17 protein-coding genes are annotated in these 17979 nt (G+C 69.2%); 13 read left to right on the top strand and 4 right to left on the bottom strand.

The features are described 5' to 3' along the window. Window positions 1–29 precede the first annotated feature (29 nt). Window positions 30–1214 (bottom strand): L-2-hydroxyglutarate dehydrogenase, encoded by a 1185-nt coding sequence (gene lhgD, locus H4281_RS26620; RefSeq protein WP_037807063.1) that lies wholly within the window; start codon window positions 1212–1214, stop codon window positions 30–32. 61 nt (window positions 1215–1275) lie between these two features. Beyond that, window positions 1276–4362 (bottom strand): AfsR/SARP family transcriptional regulator, encoded by a 3087-nt coding sequence (locus tag H4281_RS26625; RefSeq protein ID WP_182893659.1) that lies wholly within the window; start codon window positions 4360–4362, stop codon window positions 1276–1278. A gap of 114 nt (window positions 4363–4476) precedes the next feature. On the opposite strand from H4281_RS26625, the gene H4281_RS26630 reads away from it, so the two are divergent. From H4281_RS26630 to H4281_RS26660, 7 genes are all read left to right on the top strand, one after another. Then, window positions 4477–5625 (top strand): DegT/DnrJ/EryC1/StrS family aminotransferase, encoded by a 1149-nt coding sequence (locus tag H4281_RS26630; RefSeq protein ID WP_182893660.1) that lies wholly within the window; start codon window positions 4477–4479, stop codon window positions 5623–5625. A gap of 26 nt (window positions 5626–5651) precedes the next feature. Then, window positions 5652–6581, top strand: coding sequence for an NAD-dependent epimerase/dehydratase family protein (locus H4281_RS26635; RefSeq protein WP_043837832.1), 930 nt, complete (start codon window positions 5652–5654; stop codon window positions 6579–6581). 37 nt (window positions 6582–6618) lie between these two features. Further along, entirely contained in the window at window positions 6619–7836 is a 1218-nt protein-coding gene (locus H4281_RS26640; RefSeq protein ID WP_376771951.1) for a glycosyltransferase family 4 protein, read from the top strand. Then, on the top strand, window positions 7836–8453 hold the full coding sequence (locus H4281_RS26645; RefSeq protein WP_182893661.1) for an acyltransferase: 618 nt from the start codon (window positions 7836–7838) through the stop codon (window positions 8451–8453). Before H4281_RS26640 ends, H4281_RS26645 begins: the two co-directional genes overlap by 1 nt. Window positions 8454–8666: 213 nt before the next feature. Next, a complete protein-coding gene (locus H4281_RS26650; protein WP_312872184.1) occupies window positions 8667–8918 on the top strand; it encodes a Uma2 family endonuclease in 252 nt (83 codons plus the stop codon). Between the two features lie 121 nt (window positions 8919–9039). Continuing rightward, the gene (locus H4281_RS26655; RefSeq protein WP_182893662.1) at window positions 9040–9540 is read left to right on the top strand and encodes a SigE family RNA polymerase sigma factor; all 501 of its coding nucleotides are present in this window, start codon (window positions 9040–9042) and stop codon (window positions 9538–9540) included. Beyond that, window positions 9537–10274 (top strand): hypothetical protein, encoded by a 738-nt coding sequence (locus H4281_RS26660; protein WP_182893663.1) that lies wholly within the window; start codon window positions 9537–9539, stop codon window positions 10272–10274. The genes H4281_RS26655 and H4281_RS26660 overlap by 4 nt, the downstream gene beginning before the upstream one ends. On the opposite strand, the gene H4281_RS26665 is transcribed toward H4281_RS26660, so the two are convergent. Continuing rightward, complete coding sequence (locus H4281_RS26665; RefSeq protein ID WP_182893664.1) at window positions 10275–11228, bottom strand: Gfo/Idh/MocA family protein; 954 nt, start codon at window positions 11226–11228, stop codon at window positions 10275–10277. Beyond that, window positions 11225–12331, bottom strand: coding sequence for a DegT/DnrJ/EryC1/StrS family aminotransferase (locus H4281_RS26670; protein ID WP_182893665.1), 1107 nt, complete (start codon window positions 12329–12331; stop codon window positions 11225–11227). The genes H4281_RS26665 and H4281_RS26670 overlap by 4 nt, the downstream gene beginning before the upstream one ends. A gap of 191 nt (window positions 12332–12522) precedes the next feature. On the opposite strand from H4281_RS26670, the gene H4281_RS26675 reads away from it, so the two are divergent. Genes H4281_RS26675 through H4281_RS26700 form a run of 6 tightly spaced genes read left to right on the top strand, consistent with a single transcriptional unit; the run spans window position 12523 to window position 17973 of the window. Further along, window positions 12523–13266, top strand: a complete 744-nt coding sequence (locus tag H4281_RS26675; RefSeq protein WP_182893666.1) for an acyl-ACP--UDP-N-acetylglucosamine O-acyltransferase family protein — start codon at window positions 12523–12525, stop codon at window positions 13264–13266. Between the two features lie 9 nt (window positions 13267–13275). Continuing rightward, the gene (locus H4281_RS26680) at window positions 13276–13521 is read left to right on the top strand and encodes an acyl carrier protein (protein ID WP_067578624.1); all 246 of its coding nucleotides are present in this window, start codon (window positions 13276–13278) and stop codon (window positions 13519–13521) included. Next, window positions 13514–14245, top strand: coding sequence for an SDR family NAD(P)-dependent oxidoreductase (locus tag H4281_RS26685; RefSeq protein ID WP_134664449.1), 732 nt, complete (start codon window positions 13514–13516; stop codon window positions 14243–14245). Before H4281_RS26680 ends, H4281_RS26685 begins: the two co-directional genes overlap by 8 nt. 28 nt (window positions 14246–14273) lie before the next feature. Continuing rightward, window positions 14274–15683 carry an AMP-binding protein gene (locus H4281_RS26690; protein WP_182893667.1) on the top strand — a complete coding sequence of 470 codons (1410 nt, stop codon included), beginning with the start codon at window positions 14274–14276 and terminating at the stop codon, window positions 15681–15683. Next, the gene (locus H4281_RS26695) at window positions 15680–16732 is read left to right on the top strand and encodes a LuxE/PaaK family acyltransferase (protein WP_182893668.1); all 1053 of its coding nucleotides are present in this window, start codon (window positions 15680–15682) and stop codon (window positions 16730–16732) included. Before H4281_RS26690 ends, H4281_RS26695 begins: the two co-directional genes overlap by 4 nt. After that, window positions 16729–17973: an acyl-CoA reductase gene (locus tag H4281_RS26700; RefSeq protein ID WP_182893669.1), complete on the top strand. Its 1245-nt coding sequence runs from the start codon at window positions 16729–16731 to the stop codon at window positions 17971–17973. Before H4281_RS26695 ends, H4281_RS26700 begins: the two co-directional genes overlap by 4 nt. The last annotated feature ends 6 nt before the right edge of the window (window positions 17974–17979 follow it).

Raw genomic sequence — 17979 nt, forward strand, 5'->3', positions numbered from 1 at the left:
ACCGTCTACATCGGACTGACGAGGACGGCTCAGTCGGTCACCCGGTCGGCGATGTACTTGGCGATCTCCAGCGCGCTCGTCGCCGCCGGGCTCGGCGCGTTGAGCACGTGCACCTGGTCCTTTGTGGACTCGATGAGGAAGTCGTCGACCAATGAACCGTCCGGGCGCAGCGCCTGCGCCCGGACACCGGAACCGTGGCGCACGATGTCGTCCTCGGTCACCGCGGGCACGAGCTGCGCGAGGCTGGCGGCGAACCGCTTCTTCGAGAACGACCGCAGCACCTCTTCGAGACCGGTCGGGTACGCGTACTTGCGCGCGAGCTTCCACGCGCCGGGGAAGCGGGCGACGTCGGCGAGATCCTTCACCGACACGTCCGCCCAGCGGTAGCCCTCGCGGCGCAGCGCGAGCACGGCGTTGGGGCCCGCGTGGACGCTGCCGTCCAGCATGCGGGTCAGGTGCACGCCGAGGAACGGCAGCGTCGGGTCCGGCACCGGGTAGATCAGGCCGCGCACGAGGTGGCGGCGCTCCGGCTTCAGCTCGTAATACTCGCCGCGGAACGGCACGATGCGCGCGCTCGGTGTGATGCCCGCCATTTCGGCGACGCGGTCGGCGTGCAGGCCGGCGCAGTTGACCAGCGCGTCCGCGTGCAGCACCTCGGAGCCGGTGGCCACCTCGACGCCGCCGCCGCGAGCCGGGCGGATGCCCAGCGCGGGGGTGTTCAGCCGCAGGTCCGCGTCCGCCTCGTCGAGCAGTCGCACGAGCGCCGCGCACACCGCGGGGAAGTCGATGATCCCGGTCGACTCGACGCGCAGCGCGGCGACACAGGACACCTCCGGTTCGTACTCGCGGGCCTCCGCGGGGGTGATCCGCTTGGCGGGCACGCCGTTGGCCTCGGCCCGTTCGGCGAGCGTGTCCAGCGCGGGGATCTCCTCCTCGCGCGTCGCCACGACGAGCTTGCCGCACACCTGTACGGGCACCCCGTACTGCCTGGCGAAATCCACAATGGACCGGTTGCCGCCAACCGACATCCGCGCCTTGAACGAGCCGGGCTTGTAGTAGAGCCCGGCGTGCACGACATTGGAGTTGTGCCCGGTCTGGTGCGCCGCCCAGCGAGCTTCCTTTTCGAGCACCGTCACGTCCTGGCCGCGCTGGGACAGCTCCCAAGCGACCGACAGCCCGACGATTCCCCCACCGATCACAACTACGTTCCGCACGGCAGGGAAGGCTACGCGCTCTCCTGCGGCGCTGCGTACCCCCCGACGGCGTGGTACCCGTTCACTGAACCGGGGACAATCCGGCCAACGCGAGGCGGCGATGCGGTTCTAGCTGCTTACCGGCGGTGTACGCGGCGGTGAACCCGTCCGGTCCGAGCGCCTTCTCCGCGGCTGCGGTGACCTGCGCGACATCGTGCTGGCCGGGCACGGCGGCCCCGCGCACCGCGGCGGCCGCGCCGAGCAAGGCGGCGGCGTCGGCGAACCGGCCCTCCTCGGCGAAGACCCCGGCGACGCCCTCGAACGCGGTGGCCAGTGACCCGTGGTCGTGCCAGCGGTGCGCCGTTTCGACGCCGAGCCGCATCCGCCCCCGGGCATCCTCGGGGCGGTGTTCGGCCACGTCGATCCAGCCGAGCGCGATCGACGCGGCGGCCCGCACGATGGCGGCCGAGAACGAGTCCGCCGTGCATTCAGCGAGCGCCTGCTCGGCGAGGGCCCGCGCGCCGGCCAGATCTCCGGAGCGGCGGGCGACACCGGACAGGCCGACATGACCGCTGCCTCGCGTCTCGGGCATCCCGGTGCGGTGGGCCAGTTCGATGGTCCGCTGGTAGTCGGCCTTCGCGCCCGCGAGGTCGCCGCGCAACGCGCGGCTGTCGCCGCGACGGCACAGCAGGTCCGCGTAGTCGTCGGTCGCGCCGAGCGTCTGCATGAGCGACAGGGACTCGGTCATCGCGGCGAGCGCTTCCTCGTGACGGCCGCGCAACACCAGCAGCTGCGACAGGTGGTCGAGCGCCATCGAGAGCCCCCAGCGTTCGCCGAGAGCCCGGTAGCGCGCTTCGCCTTCTCGCAGACCGCGTTCGGCTTCGTCGAGTTCGCCGGCGAGCATCGAGCGCAGACCGTCGCCCATCGGCACGAGCGCGGTGAGCCACGGATCGGGATGATTTTCGAGCCCGGACAGCCGGAGCCGCGCGTCGTCGTCCTCCGGCGGTCCGAGCACGACGCCGGACAGCATGAGCATCATCGGATGCTCCGGGGCCCACGAACTGTCTACTAGGTATTGCTCCACATAGGACCGATAGTTCGCCGTCTCGGCCGCCTCCGGGGCGCCAGCCATCGCGGTCAGCAAGCACATGAGGAATTGCTCGCGGTGTCCCTCCGGCGGCTCCGCTTGGCAGTGGCGCACGACTTCCATCGACAGCGCCGCGCCTTCGTAACGTCGTCCGCGCAGCCACCAATACATCGACAGCGCGGTAGCGATCCGCAAGGCCGTCGCCGGATCTGCCGCGGCCGACCACCGGAGCGCGGCCACGATGTTGTCGTACTCAGCGTCGATTTTCCGCAGCCAGTCCAGCTGTTCCGCGGTACGCAGCTTCGGGTCGGCTTCCTCGACGAGCCGCAGGAAAACCTGCGCGTGTGTGTGCCGGAAGCGTTCGGTCTCGCCTGCGGCGTCGAGCTTTTCCGCGCAGAACGCGCGGATCGTCTCCAGCATTCGGTAGCGCCCGCTAGACGGTTCGACGAGCGACTTGTCGGCGAGTTCGGGGAGTAGGTCGACGGGGGCGTCGCACACCTGCTCGGCGTACGCGAGCGTCGCGCCGCCGGTGAAGACGGTCAGCCGGCGGGCGAGGCGGCGTTCGTCGTCATCGAGGAGATCCCAGCTCCATTCCACGACGCCGCGAAGCGACTGGTGCCGCTCGTCGGCGGTGCGGCTGCCGCGGGCCAGCAGTTGGAAGCGGTCGTCGAGCCGCGCGGCGATGTCGGCGACCGGCAGCGTGCGTACGCGGGCAGCGGCCAGTTCCAGCGCGAGGGGAAGGCCGTCGAGCGCGGTGCAGATCCGGACGACGTCGGCCGTCGTTTCGTCGGTCAGCCGGAAGGCGGGGTCGCTCGCCCGGGCGCGGTCGAGGAACAGCCGGACCGCGGGGTAGGTCTCAACCGACTCAGCGCCCGGCGGCGGAACGGCGAGCCGAGGGACCGGCGCGAGCTGCTCGCCGGTGATGCCAAGCGGTTCCCGGCTCGTCGCCAGCACACGCAGCCCGGGGCAGGCGAGCAGCAGCTGCGCGACCAATCTCGCGGCTGCGGCGATGACGTGTTCACAGTTGTCCAGCACCAGCAACGTCGCCTGATCGCGCAAGGCCGAGACAAGGCGGTCGACGGGGTCCTGGCGACCGCGGGCTCCCTCGCGCAGGCCGAGCGCGGTGAGGACGGCCTGCGGAACGTCGTCCGCGACGTGCGGGGCCAGCTCCACGAAGACGCACGGTCCCGCGTCCGCCGCGGCTTCGATGGCCAGCCGGGTCTTCCCGGTCCCGCCCGGCCCGAGCAGCGTGACGAGCCGGGCCTGCCGCAGGAGATCGGCGACCTGCCGCAGTTCGCTGTCCCGCCCGACGAAACTGGTGAGCTGCGCCGGCAACGGTGTCGCGGCGTTCGCTGACTCGCCGCGCAAAGCGGCCAGATGCGCCTCGGTGAGGTCTGGACCAGGGTCCGCGCCGAGTTCGTCGGCGAGCGTGCGGCGGGCGTCCTCGAACGCGGCCAGTGCCTCGGCGGTCCGGCCAGCCGCGTGCAAGGCCCGCACCAGCTGGGCACGCGGCCGCTCACGCAGCGGGTGCTCGGCGATAGCGGAGCGCAGCTCGTCGAGGACGTCGGCGGCGCGGCCGAGCGAGATCTCCGCGTCGACCCGGTCGGCGGCCGCCTCGGCCCGCAGTTCGGTCAGCCGGGTGGCCTGGACCTCTACCGCCGGTACCGCCGGGACATCGGCGAACGCCGGTCCGCGCCACAGCGCGAGCGCCTCGCCGAGCAGGTCGCTGGCCCGCGTCGGATCGCCCTCGGCCAGTTCGCGACGGCCTTCACCGGCCAGCCGCTCGAACCGGTGCACGTCCACTTCGTCCGGTTCGATCCGGAGGCGGTACCCCGCCGAGGTGAGTTCGATCGGCAGTTTCAGCGCGCTGCGCAGCCGCGAGACCTGTGATTGGAGCGCGTTGGCCGCGCCGTCCGGCGGTTCCTCGCCGTAGAGCCCGTCGATGAGCCGCTCGGCGGACACGAACCGCCCGGCGTCCGCCGCGAGCAACGCCAGCAGCGCCCGGCCTCGCGGGCCGCCCACGGCGACCGTCCCGCCCGTGCCGTCCCACGCGACGACGGCCCCCAGCACCCCGATCCGCATCCCGTGAGCCTATGCCCGGAACGGGTGCTTACCCGTGGGTTCTGTCCCCGAAACAGGCGGCAAACGCGACTTCTATACACTTTGGCGCGACCCCGCGCAATGCGGGACACCCCGATGCACAGGAGATCTACAGTGGGCGAACCCGTCCTGCTCGGGAAGCCGACCGTCGGCGACGAAGAGCTCGCAGCCGTCGCCGAAGTGTTCCGTTCCGGCTGGCTGGCCGGCGCGGGCCCGGCGTGCCGTCGCTTCGAGGAGCGGTTCGCGCAGCTGACCGGCACCGCGCACGCGCTGACCACCAGCAACTGCGGCTCCGCCCTGTTCCTGGGCCTGAAGGTGCTTGGCGTCCAGCCCGGCGACGAGGTGATCGTCGGCGACTACACCTTCCCGGCGACCGGCCACGCCGTGCTGCAGGCCGGCGCGAAGCCGGTCTTCGCCGACATCCGCCCGGACATCTTCAGCGCCGACCCGGCCGCGATCGAAGCGCTCATCACGCCGCGCACGGTCGGCATCCTCGCCGTCGACGTCGCGGGCCAGCCCGGCGACTTCGACGAGTACCGCGCCATCGCCGACAAGCACGGCCTGTGGCTGTTCGAGGACGCCGCCTGCTCCGCGGGCGCGACCTACCGCAACCGCCCGGCGGGCAGCCTCGCCGACCTGGCCGCGTTCTCCTTCCACGGCCGCAAGGGCATCACCGCGGGCGAGGGGGGCGCGCTGGTCTCGGACCGCGAGGACCTGATCTCGCACGCGCGCAAGATCCACACCTACGGCATCGAGCCGGCGATCAGCCGCGAAGGCTCGGACACGCTGCCGATCCCGTCCTTCCACGAGCTCGGCTGGAACTTCCGGCTCTCGGACATCCAGGCCGCGATCATGGGCGTCCAGCTCGACCGGCTGCCCGACCTGCTCGCCGCCCGCCGCTCGGTGGCCAAGCGCTACCACGAGGCGTTCGAGGACGTCGACGCGCTGACCGTGCCGGTCGAGGCCCCGGACCGCGAGCACCCGTGGCAGGCATACCTGATGACGGTGGCCCCGGAGATCAGCCGCGACGCGCTGGCCCTGCGGATCCGCGAGCAGGGCGTGCAGTGCAACTTCGGCACCTACGCCTCCCACCTGCAGCCGGTGTACGGCGAGCAGCAGCCGCTGCCCGTCTCCGCCGACGCCTTCCGCCGCCAGCTGGCGATCCCGATGCACGCGGAACTCACCGACAGCGAAGTCGAGCGCGTGGTCACCACCGTGCGCGAAGCCGTGTCCGCTCTTTCCTGACCCGCCGACCTCCCTGAGGAGAACCCATGTCCGACAAGAAAGTTTTCTTCACCGGCGCCGGCGGTTTCATCGCCTCGCACGTGATCCCGATCCTGCTGGAGAAGGACTACACGGTCCGGATCTTCGACAACATGACCCGCGGCGACCGCGACCGCGTCAACGAGTTCGTCGCCACCGGCAAGGTCGAGCTGGTCGAGAAGGACGTGCGCTACGGCGTCGGCGTCCGCGAGGCCATGCGGGGCTGCACGCACGCGATCCACTTCGCCACCGTGTCGATCAACAAGTCGATCGCGGACCCGGGCGAGTCGATCGACATCAACATGGTCGGCAACAACAACGTCTTCGCGGCCGCGGCCGACGAGGGCGTCGAGCGCCTGGTGTTCGCCTCCAGCGCCTCGGTGTACGGCGAGCCGGAGAAGCTGCCGATGCACGAGGACGACAAGCTGAACCCGCTCACCCCGTACTGCATCTCCAAGCGCGCGGGCGAGGACCTGCTCGGCTTCTACGAGCGCACCAAGGGCCTGTCCTGGAACGCGCTGCGGTTCTTCAACGTGTACGGCCCCGGCCAGAAGATCGAGGCGTACTACACCTCGGTCATCAACCACTTCATCCAGCGCCTGCGCGCCGGCCAGCCGCCGATCATCGACGGCGCGGGCGACCAGTCGATGGACTTCGTGCACGTGACCGACCTCGCCAAGGGCGTCGTCGCCGCGCTGGAGTCGGAGCAGTCGAACCTGCCGATCAACATCGGCACCGGCATCGACACCTCGATCGCCACCCTGGCGAAGATCCTGATCGAGGCGGTCGGCGTCGACGTCGAGCCGGTGTTCAACAAGCGCGACGTCCTCGTGTCCCGCCGTGCCGCGGACATCACCCGGGCCCGCGAGGTGCTCGGCTGGGAGCCGCAGATCACCGTCGAAGAGGGCATGCGCGCCTTGGTGCGGGACTCCGAGTGAGCCTCGCCGTCGGCGCGTCTTCCGAGGGGAATGCGTAATGAGCACTGCGGGCCCGGCCGAAGGAAAGCCCATGCGGATCGTGGTGGTGAACAACTTCTTCCCGCCGCGCGTGGGCGGGAGCGCGCACATGTCGGCCTCACTGGCCGCCGAGTACGCGGCTGCCGGACACGAAGTGCTGGCGATCACCGCTGCCTACGGTGACGCGCCGGCGGAAGAGGAGCGCGACGGATACCGCGTCGTGCGCCTCCCCGCGGTGAAAATGCCGCAGCTCGGCCTGTCGATCGACTTCGACATGACGTTCGCGTCGATGCGGCCGGGCAACTGGCGGCGGCTGTGGAAGCTGCTGAACGAGTTCAAACCGGACGCGGTGCACCTGCACGGGCAGTTCTTCGACCTGTCCTGGATGGTCGGCATCTACGCGCGTCGGCGCAAGCTGCCCGTTCTGCTGACCATCCACACGCTGCTGATCAGCGAGAACAAGATGTACGGGCGCGTGTTCCGGGCGCTCGACGCGATGCTGGTGAACCCGGTGCTGAAGTACCTGCGCCCGCGCTTCGTCATTCTCGACAAGCTCGGCGTGGACTACTGCGTCGAGCGCTACGGCACGAGCGACGAAAACTCCGAGTACTTCCCGATCGCGGTGGACACCGGGCATTTCGCCAAGCCGGTGACCAAGGACGTGCGCGCGGAACTGGAGATCGGGGACGCGCCGCTGATCGTGTCGCTCGGACACGTGATCCCGCTGCGCAACCGGCTGCCGCTGATCGAGGCGCTGCCCGCGATCCTGGAACGGCACCCCGGACTGCGCGTGGTGATCGTCGGCCGGGTGTATCACGACGCGTTCCAGCAGCGGGCCAAGGAACTGGGCGTCTCCGACGCGCTGATCGTCACCGGCGCGGTGCCGAAGGCGGACGTGCCCGCGTACTTCGCGGCCGCGGACATCGTCACGCACGACCTCAACGGCGGCTGCGGCACCGCGTCGCTCGAGGCGATGCTGTCGGGTACGGCGACCATCGCGTCGGTCGCCGAGGACAACTACCCCGGCATCGAACTGCACAACGGCGAGAACATCCTGCTGGTGCCCCCGGACGACTCGGCCGCGGTCGAGACGACCGTGCTGTCCCTTCTGGACGACCCTGAGCTGCGCGCGCGGATCGCCGAGCGGGAAAGCTCGATGGTCCGGGCCAACTTCGGCTTGGACGTGGTGACCGAGGAACACCTGCGGGTGCTCACGAAACTGGTGGCGGACAACTGATGTTCTTCGAGGACGAGCGCAGCAACCGGCTGCGCCCGATGATCCTGAACGACCTCGTTTCGCAGTACATGAACGACGCCGAGCGGGCTCGTTTCTACGGACTGCCGGAATCATGCCGGGTGCGCGAGCGCGTCAAGATCATCAGCCCGGACAACCTCACGATCGGCGAGCACTGCTGGATCGGCGAGGGTGCGGCACTTGACGCCAGCGGCGGGCTGGAAATCGGCGAACACACCAGCATCGGCTTGAACACGCTCGTGTTCACGCATTCGAGCTGGCTCGCGAACATGGCGCTGGAGAACCACTCCGGCAGCGATCTGATCGAACGCAAGCCGGTGAAAATCGGCAAGGGCTGTTTCATCGGCGGCCTCGTGGTGATCATGCCGGGCGTCACGATCGGTGACTTCGCGACAGTGCAGCCGAACTCCGTGGTCGCCAAGGATGTTCCGGCGCGCTCGCTCGTGGCGGGCAACCCGGCGCGCGTGTTCCAACGCTACGACGAGGAGTACATCGAGGCGGAGGTGAAGCGGGTCCGCGAGGAGAACGCCCGCCGCCGAGCGCTGTCGGACGACCCGTACGGGTGGGGTTCCCCGTCAGGCGACTTCACGGGGAAGTGATTCGGACACGGTGCGTCACGCACTGGCGGATGCTCCGGGTAACATGGGACACTACTCTCAGTCACTGTCGGTGGAGGAGATCTCATGAGTGTCCTTGAATGACCTCACCACCTCCTGACCCTTGCTGACGATCCGTGTCTCGGATGTCGTCGTGACCTCGGCTGAGGTCGCGGAAGCCAACCCGGCCCGGATCGCGGCGGCTGACGCGAGCTGGTGATCGAGGTGCTGTCCCCGGGCACCAAACACGTCGATCTTGGTGCGAAGCTTTTCGAGTACGCCGATGCCGGGATCGAGCATTACTGGGTTGTCGATCTGGATCCGCCGGTCAGCATGATTGCTTACCGGCTCATCGACGGCGATTACGAGAATTTCGGCGAGTACTCCGGCAGCGTCGAACTCGAGGTCGCGGGCGCACCGGTGAAGCTAGACCTGAACGCGCTCATCGACCCTCGCGCGCAGCGCTGACGTCGGGCACCTCCCCGAACACCATGCGTCGCCGTTGAGACAAGACTGACCAGCCATTACATCGACGCACGTCTCCCGCCCCCGTAACCTGGACAGCAAGGCAACCGGGAAACAGAGGTGGATGGTGCGCGGGGACGACGAGTTCGCCGACTTCGTGCGGTCCTGTTCCGCTCGGCTCACCCACGCGGCCTACCTGCTCACCGGCGATCGTCACCAGGCCGAAGACGCCGCCCAGACCGCCTTCACCCGCACCTACGCCGCTTGGCCCAGGGTGCGGCGCAAGAACCCGTACGCCTACGCCCGGCGCGTTCTGGCCAATCACGTCATCGACATGTGGCGCCGCCCGATCCGCGAATACGCCACCGAGGAGATGCCGGAACCGCCGAAGGTGCCGGACATTTCGCACGCCGTCACCGATCGGGAATGGCTTTCCGACGCATTGGCCCGGCTCACCGCGCGGGAACGCGCCGTAGTCGTTCTCCGGCATTTCTTTGATTTGCCGGAACACCAAGTAGCCGAGGAACTGGGCGTGTCGGTCGGCACGGTCAAGAGCACCAATTCCCGGGCGCTGGCGAAACTGCGCGTGGACGGCGACGCGCTGGTCGGGGAGGTGAGCGCGTGACTGACGAACTCGACCGATTGCGCGCCGCGCTTCAGGAAGCGCCCGCGGAACCCTTCGCGGCGCCCGATCTCGACCGGATTTTCAAAGAGGGCGGGCGGATCCGGCGTCGGCGGCGGTTTCTGACGTCCTCGGGGGCGGCCGTGGCCGTGGTCGCCGTCGTGTTCGGTGCGGCTTGGCTGCGGTCGCCGGGCGGGGCGCCGGAGCAGGTGCACGCGGCCGCGTCGCCGCCGCCGATGGTGACGAGCGTGTCTTCGTCGACTCCGCTGCCGGCTCCGACATCGGCCGAATCGCGGCCGCTCGGCGAGGTGATCTCCACCGGCACCTACACTGATGGCGCGGAACTTGTCTTCTACGCAACGGAAATCGACGATCCGGACAACCTGCCGACTGTCCAATTCGGAGTGATGGCCAGCCTGTACGAGCCGGACGGCAACCTGCGTCCGCTCTACCTCGCCAACGAATCCGAAGGCGAGGACCGCTCTTTCGGCTTCCACGCCACCTCGGGCGGCACCACCGTGTCCGACATCTGGGTGCCGGTGTACGGCTACTTCAGCGGGCCGGCCGCGCGAATTGAGACCACAGTGGACGGTCGCACGATCCCGGCGCACACGGCGCGCTGGAGCGAGGACCCCGACGTGGTCGTCTTCTGGTTCGACCAGGACGACGTACCGTCCGCGGAGCGGGCGACCCCGCTGGTCGCCTACTCCGCGGACGGCAAACGTCTCACCAAATAATCAGGCGGCTTCGGCCAGAACCTGCGCCACGACCTCGTGCGACGGCAGGATCAGCGCCCGCTCGACGTCCGCGTCGACCTTGCCCTCCAGCAGGTCGACGAACCGGTCCAGCTGGGTCGCCAGCGGTTCGCGCGCGGTGACCAGTTCCGGGATCTCGATGACGGTCTGCTGCCGGTAGCCGAGGCCGTCCGGGGTGACCGAATCGTGCGAGACGTGCCGGTAGATCGTCACGTCACGGCGCAGCAGGTCGATCTCGATCATCCGGTCCAGTTCGGACACCATCAGCGACCGGACCTTGCGCTGCGCCAGCCGCGAAGCCGACACCGTGGCCAGCCCGGCGGGGAACGACAGCACCGTCTCGATGGTGTCCTCGGCCCCGGTGACCGACTGCGGGTGGAAGTACCCCGCGCTGGAGGTGACCCGGCTCGGGGTCGACCCGCCGAAGAACTGGATCGCCAGGTCGACGTCGTGCACCAGCAGGTCCCACGCGACGCCGGTCTTGATCCGCGGCGCGTACGGGCCGTGCCTGCGCGCCATCAGGTGCACCGGTTCGTTCACCAGCGCCCGCGCGGTCATCACGGCCGGGTTGTAGCGCTCCAGGAGCCCGCACATCAGCGGGACGTCCTTCTTCGCCGACAGGGCAACGATTTCCTGCGAGAACTCGAGGCTGTTGCACACCGGCTTCTCGACCAGCATCGGCTTGCCCTGGCCGAGAATCTCCTGCGCCAGCTCGTAATGCACCTCGGTGGCCGAGGCGAGCACGACGGCGTCCACATCGGACAGCGAGCCGATTTCCGGCGTCCACTGGGTTTCGTAGCGTTCGGCGACCGCGCGGCCCGCTTCCTCGCGGGGGTCGATCACGCGGGCCAGGTCCACCCGGTCGTTCTGTGACAGGACCCGCGCGTGCAGCGAGCCCATGTTGCCGGTGCCGACGAGTGCGATGCGGTGTGTCATGCGCCAAGTACCTCGCGAACGGCCTCGATGATCCGGTCCAGCTGGGATTCGGTCAGATGCGGGTGCACCGGGAGCGAAAGCGCCTGCGCGGCAACGGCGGACGCCACCGGGAAGTCCTCGACGCGAGCGTCCGGGATCAGCGGGTGCCCGCGGTAGCAGTCGTAGTCGAAGACGATCTTCGGGTAGTAGATCCCGTTGCCGATGCCCTTTTCAGTCAGCGCGGAGGCGAATTCCTCGCGCGACAGCATCGCGTGCGGGCCGACCAGCACGGTGTACTGGTGCCACACGTGCTCGCGGCCCGGCAGCACCTGCGGCACCTCGAGGCCCGGCGTGCCGGCGAGACCCTCGGACAGCCGCTTCGCGTTCGCCTGGCGGGCCGCGGTGAGCTGGTCGAGCTTCTCCAGCTGCGGGATGCCGACCGCGGCGTGCAGGTCGGTCATCCGGTAGTTGTGGCCGGCCATCTCGTACTGGTAGCGGGCCTTCATGCCTTGATTGCGCATCACGCGCAGCTTGTCGGCGAGCGCGTCGTCGTCCGTGGTGATCACGCCGCCCTCGGCGGTGGTCACGTTCTTCGTCGCGTACAGCGAGAAGCAGCCGATGCCGTACGACCCGGCCTGCTTGCCCTCGAAGGACGCGCCGACGGCCTGCGCGGAGTCCTCGATGACGCGCAGCCCGTGCTCGGCGGCGAGCGGGGCGAGCTTGCCCATGTCCGCGGTCTGGCCGTACAGGTGGACCGGCATCAGCACCTTGGTGCGCGGGCCGACGGCGGCGGCGACCGCGTCGGGGTCGATCGCGAAGTCGTCGCGCCGGATGTCGGCGAACCGGACGGTCGCGCCCGCCTCCAGGATCGCGTTCAGCGTCGCGACGAAGGTGAACGGCGAGGTCACCACCTCGTCCCCGGGCTGAAGGTCCAGCGCCTGCAGCGACGCGACGAGCGCGGTCGTCCCGTTGTTCACGGCGATGGCGTGCTTCGTGCCCGCGACTTGCGCGAACGCCTCCTCGAAGCGCTTGACCATCGGCCCCTGAGCGATGGCGCCGGATCGCAGCACCTCGACGACCAGGTCCTCCGCGTCTCGGACGTCGACCACGGTAATGGGGATCATCGGCAGTCTCTCTCGGCTGGGGATTTCTATGCGTCCGGTACAGTGCTAGGCGCTCCGGCCGCGAGGCCGGAAAGCCGCCGGTTCTGCGCCCGGCCACCCTGCATGCACGCGGGCCACACGTTACCGGGCGCCGCCGCCAGCCCTTGACCCCAGGCCGTCCAGGCCGGAAGCGACGAAACGGAACACCGACTGTGTCACCTGCGGCACCCAACCGGATTCACCCCACGGCGGTCGTCGGCGAGGGCGTGGAGCTGGGCGAAGGCAACGTCATCGGCCCCTACACGGTCATCGTCGGCCCGGCTCGCATCGGCGACGGGAACTGGATCGGACCGCACGTGACCATCGGCACGCCGGGCGAGGACCGCGGGCGTCCGCATCCGGCGGCCTGGGAGGAAACGCCGACGGGCGATCCGGACCAGGACGGCTACGGCGTAGTGATCGGCGACCGCAACCGCATCCGCGAGTACGTGAGCGTGCACCAGGGCACCTGGCGCACCACCACACTCGGCAGCGACAGCTACTACCTGCGCGGCAGCCACATCGCGCACGACTGCCTGGTCGGCTCTGGCGTCACCGTCGCGTCGAACGTGATCACCGGCGGGCACTGCCACATCTGGGACGGCGCGAACCTCGGCATGGGCACGGTGCTGCACCAGCGCGTCGTGGTCGGGCCGGGCGCGATGGTCGGGATGAGCTCGGCGGTCCGCCGCGAAGTGGGCGCTTTCACGATCGCGGTAGGCAACCCGGCGAGGGTGACCGGCGTCAATGTGGTCGGGCTGTCCCGGCGCGGCCTCGACGAGGCCATGATCGAGGCGCTCTCGCCGTGGCTGAAGGGCAAGGGCGAACTGCCGGACGACGGGCTGGCCGATCGCCTTCCCGGGGACCTCTCTACCGTGGTCAAGGCGTGGGACGCCCGCCCCCGCGACGAACACTAGGAGCTGTGAATGTCGGAAATCGCCCCCAAGCTGCGAGAGGTCTTCGTCGAGGCGCTGGATCTCGACGGGGACGTTGACGTCGAGAACCTCAAGTACCGCGACATCGAAGCGTGGGACTCGGTCGGCCACATGGCGCTGGTCGCCGCCATCGAGGACGAGTTCGACGTCGAGTTCGACACCGACCAGGTGATCGACATGTCGAGCTTCAAGGTCGCGGTCGACATGGTGACCGAGTTGAAGTCGAAGAATGACTGATCTGTCCGGACGCGTCGCGCTCGTCACCGGCGGGACTCGCGGGATCGGCCTCGCCACGGCGAAGGCCCTGGCCGAGGCCGGGGCCACCGTGGTGCTGACCGGTCGCGACGAATCGCGCGCGAAGGAGGCCGCGGCCGCCGCCGGCGCTTCGGCCGGGCTCGCGCTCGACGTGACCGACGCGAAGGCGGTCTCCACGCTGGTGCGCGGCGTGGCTAAGGAGCACGGCAAGCTCGACATCGTCGTAGCGAATGCCGGGATCATGGAGGACGCGCTCCTCGGCATGATCAAGGAAGACCTGGTCGACACCACGCTGAGCACCAACGTGGCAGGCACGCTGCACACCGTGCAGGCCGCCGCGAGGGCGATGATGCGGAAGAAGACCGGCGCGATCGTCGTGCTGGCCAGTATCGTCGGCGAGTACGGAAGCGCTGGCCAGACCGTGTACGCGGCGTCGAAGGCGGCGGTGGCGAACATCGCGCGTTCGGCGGCGAAGGAACTCGGCCGCTCCGGTATCCGCGTGAACGCGGTCGCGCCGGGCGTGATCGACACCGATCTCACCGCGGGCCTTGCCGAGGACGCGAAGGCGGACAACATCGCGCGCACGCCGCTGGGCAGGCTCGGCGCGGCCGAGGACGTGGCGAAGGCGATCCGCTTCCTGGTGAGCGACGAGGCGTCGTTCGTGACCGGTCAGGTGCTGGGCGTCGACGGCGGCTTGGTGCTGTGAAGTGCTCTCGCGAGTGCGAGGAGGTTCGGTGAATCTGGTTGGCGAAGGGTCCCGGCTGGTCGATGTGGCCGGGGGCCGCACGCTGGCGGGCGACGAGCTGACGGCGGAGGTCGAGCAGTCCGCGGCCGCGCTGGCGGAGCTCCCGCCCGGCGTGCTGTTCGCGCGGATGTCGCTGGACCTGGACAGCGTGCTGCGGTACCTCGGCGCGTTCGAGGCGGGACGGGCGATCGCGCTGATCGACCCCGCGCTCGACGCCGAGGTGCTCGAAGGCCTGATCACCCGGTTCCGGCCCGCCGCCGTGCTGGCCGCGCCCGAAGCGGACGCGCCGCAGGGCTACCGGGCCGAAAACGGGCACTGGGTGCGCGAGGCGGCCGATGGCGCTGTCCCGCATCCGGACCTCGCCGTTCTGCTCCCGACCAGCGGTTCCACCGGCAATCCGAAGCTCGTCCGGCTGTCCCGGCAAGGCCTGCTGGCCAATGCCGACGCCATCGCGCAGGTGCTGGCGATCGACGCGGAGGAGGTCGCGCCGACTTGTCTGCCGCTGCATTACAGCTACGGGCTTTCGGTGCTGAATTCGCACCTTTTGCGTGGTGCGACAGTGGTTATCGAATCTTCTGGTGTTCTTGGCCGCGGATTCTGGGATTCAGTGAAGGAACACGGCGTGACTTCGCTGTCCGGCGTGCCCTATCACTACGAAATGCTGCGCCGGCTGAAATTCGACCCGGCGAAGTACCCGACGCTGCGCACCCTCACCCAGGCGGGGGGAAAGCTGCGGGACGACCTGGTCGCCGAGTTCAACGACAAGATGCTCGCGGTCGGCGGCCGGATGTACGTCATGTACGGCCAGACCGAGGCGTCCCCGCGCATGACCACGGTGCCCGCCGAGCGGCTCGCGGACAAGATCGGCTCGGCCGGCCCGGCGCTGCCGGGCGGCTCGTTCGCCATCCGCCGCGACGACGGCGAGGAAACCACGCATCCCAAAATTGTCGGTGAGGTCCTTTACCGTGGACCTAACGTGATGATGGGTTATGCCGAGGACGAAGCAGGGCTGAGCGCGGGCGACGAATACGGCGGAACGCTGGCCACCGGGGATCTCGGGTATCTCGACGACGAGGGGTACCTGTACATCACCGGCAGGCTCAAGCGGATCGGCAAGGTGTTCGGCAACCGGGTCAGCCTGGACGACCTGGAGCAGGCCGTGCGCACCGCCGCGGTGGGCATCGACGTGGTGGCCGCGGTACCCGCGGGAGACAAGGTCGTGCTGTTCGCCGAACTGCCCGAGGGCGACGGCGCGAAGGCGATCTGCAAGGACGCGGCTCGGGCGCTGGCCGAGCGGCTGCACCTGCACGCCAGCGGGTTCGACGTGCGTCCGATCGACACAGTGCCGCTGCTGGCCAGCGGGAAGATCGACTACCGGTCGCTGGAAGGACGGGTATGAGTGTGTTCACGCGCTCGCAGGCGGAGCGAGAGGCGGCGCTGCTCCCTGAGCTCGCCGAGCTGACCGCGCACCACCGGGCGAACTCCGCCGGGTACGAGCGCATCCTCGCCTCGCTCGGTTTCGCGCCGGACGCGTCGTTCGCCACGATCGCGGACCTGCCGTGGCTGCCGGTGCGCATGTTCAAGACGCACGACCTGAAGTCCATTCCGGACGCCGAGGTCTTCAAGACCCTCACGTCCTCGGGCACCACCGGGGCGGGCGCGTCGCGGATCTACCTGGACAAGGAAGCGGCGGGCGCGCAGACGAAGCAGCTCGGCGCCACCTTGCAGGAGGTGCTGGGCGGCGAGCGGCTGCCGATGCTGATGGTCGACACGATCGGCATCATCAAGAACCGCCGTTCGTTCTCCGCGCGCGGCGCGGGCGTGCTCGGCATGGCGAACTTCGGCCGCAAGCACACCTACGTGCTGGACGAGAACGACAAGCCGGACGTCGAGGCCGTGCGGAAGTTCCTCGCCGAGTACGGCGACAAGCCCTTCCTGATCTTCGGCTTCACGTTCATGGTGTGGCAGTACCTCTACGAGGTCGCCCGCGAGCACAAGCTCGATCTGTCGAACGGCATCCTCATCCACTCCGGCGGCTGGAAGAAGCTGATCGACCGAGCGGTCGACAACAGCGAGTTCCGCAGGCGGTTCAAAGAGGACACCGGTCTCACCCGGATCCACAACTACTACGGGATGATCGAGCAGATCGGCACCGTGTTCCTCGAGGGCCCGTCCGGGAACTCCTTGTACTGCCCCGATTTCGCCGACGTCGTGATCCGCGACCCGGAGACCTGGGAAGAGCAGCCGGTCGGCAAACCGGGTGTCATCGAGGTGGTGAGCACGCTGCCTCGCTCGTACCCGGGACACGTGCTGCTCACCGAAGACCTTGGCGTCTACAACGGAATCGACGACGGCGACTGGCCGGGCAAGCACTTCTCCGTGCTGGGCAGGCTGCCGAAGGCTGAGGCTCGCGGATGCTCGGACACGTTCCAGGGAGCGGCCGCGTGAGTGCTTTGGAACAGCGTTTTCCGCTCGGCGAATCGGTTTCGGTCGGCGCGCTCTTGGACGAGCTGCGCGAGGAACCGCCCGGCGGCAGGCTGACGGTCGGCGACCCGCGGGTGGTCGAGTTCGTCACCAAGTTCGCGCGCAAGCTGCTCGCGCCCGCGCTGGCGCGACGTTTCCCGGAGCTGGCCTCGCTGGGCTTCTTCCTGCGCAAGGGAGAACTCGCGAAGTCACTGTCCACTTTGGAAACCAATGGCGACTCGCTGCGGTTCCCGCGCGGGCTCGTTTTCCACGTGCCGCCAGCCAACGTGGACACCATTTTCGTGTACTCGTGGGCGCTGTCGGCCTTGGCGGGCAACAGCAACGTCGTGCGCGTGTCTTCGCGTTCCGCCGGTGCGGCGGAAGCCGTGCTGGAAGCGCTCAACGCGGCGATGGAAGACGTGTCGCCGGAGACCGCGGCCACCATCCGCGCCACCCAGCGCATGGTCACCTATGACCGCAGCGACGAGGTCAGCGGCGCGTTGTCGCTGGCCGCGGACCTGCGGGTGATCTGGGGCGGCGACGCTTCCGTGGCCGCGCTACGGAAGTACCCGCTGGCCCCGCACGCGCGAGACCTCACCTTCCCGGACCGTTCGTCGTTCGCGATCGCGTCGGTGCGCGGCTGGCAGGAGGCCGCGCCGGAGCAGCGCAAGGCCGCCGCCGAGGGCTTCTACAACGACTCGTACTGGTTCGACCAGGCCGCCTGCTCGTCGCCGCGCGCGGTGTTCTGGGTTGGCGACGCGACGGGTGCGCAGGCCGCCGGACAGGAGTTCCGCGGGCTGCTCGCCGAGGTGCTGGCAGCGAAACAGCACGTCACCGAGCCGGCGATGGCCGTGCAGAAGCGGGTGTCGGCCTACGGTGCGGCGGTCGACGGGCTGGTGTCGTCGATCCGCTTCGACGGCAACGCGCTGGCGACGCTTGAGCTGGCCGACGCCACGGTGATGCCGCGCGAATGGCTGGGCGCGGGCACGTTCGCGAACGCCTCGGTGGCGTCGCTGGACGAGCTGGTGCCGATCGTGCAGCGCAAGGACCAGACAGTGAGCCAGTTCGGGTTCACCCGCGAGGAACTGACCGGATTCGTGACGGCGCTCGCCGGACGGGGGGTGGACCGGGTCGTGCCCTTCGGTTCGGCCCTCACGTTCGCCGGGGTCTGGGACGGCTACGATCTGCTGTCCGAGTTCAGCCGGCTGGTCACGGTACAGGCCTGAGGAGCT

The sequence above is a fragment of the Amycolatopsis dendrobii genome (assembly GCF_014145675.1).
Taxonomy (GTDB): Bacteria; Actinomycetota; Actinomycetes; order Mycobacteriales; family Pseudonocardiaceae; genus Amycolatopsis; species Amycolatopsis dendrobii.

What these genes read in the sequence shown, in the direction of transcription:
- H4281_RS26625 (WP_182893659.1), bottom strand. Translation starts at nt 4,362, where the DNA reads ATGCGGATCGGGGTGCTGGGGGCCGTCGTCGCGTGGGACGGCACGGGC.
- H4281_RS26630 (WP_182893660.1), top strand. Translation starts at nt 4,477, where the DNA reads ATGCACAGGAGATCTACAGTGGGCGAACCCGTCCTGCTCGGGAAGCCG.
- H4281_RS26635 (WP_043837832.1), top strand. Translation starts at nt 5,652, where the DNA reads ATGTCCGACAAGAAAGTTTTCTTCACCGGCGCCGGCGGTTTCATCGCC.
- H4281_RS26640 (WP_376771951.1), top strand. Translation starts at nt 6,619, where the DNA reads ATGAGCACTGCGGGCCCGGCCGAAGGAAAGCCCATGCGGATCGTGGTG.
- H4281_RS26645 (WP_182893661.1), top strand. Translation starts at nt 7,836, where the DNA reads ATGTTCTTCGAGGACGAGCGCAGCAACCGGCTGCGCCCGATGATCCTG.
- H4281_RS26655 (WP_182893662.1), top strand. Translation starts at nt 9,040, where the DNA reads ATGGTGCGCGGGGACGACGAGTTCGCCGACTTCGTGCGGTCCTGTTCC.
- H4281_RS26665 (WP_182893664.1), bottom strand. Translation starts at nt 11,228, where the DNA reads ATGACACACCGCATCGCACTCGTCGGCACCGGCAACATGGGCTCGCTG.
- H4281_RS26670 (WP_182893665.1), bottom strand. Translation starts at nt 12,331, where the DNA reads ATGATCCCCATTACCGTGGTCGACGTCCGAGACGCGGAGGACCTGGTC.
- H4281_RS26680 (WP_067578624.1), top strand. Translation starts at nt 13,276, where the DNA reads ATGTCGGAAATCGCCCCCAAGCTGCGAGAGGTCTTCGTCGAGGCGCTG.
- H4281_RS26685 (WP_134664449.1), top strand. Translation starts at nt 13,514, where the DNA reads ATGACTGATCTGTCCGGACGCGTCGCGCTCGTCACCGGCGGGACTCGC.
- H4281_RS26695 (WP_182893668.1), top strand. Translation starts at nt 15,680, where the DNA reads ATGAGTGTGTTCACGCGCTCGCAGGCGGAGCGAGAGGCGGCGCTGCTC.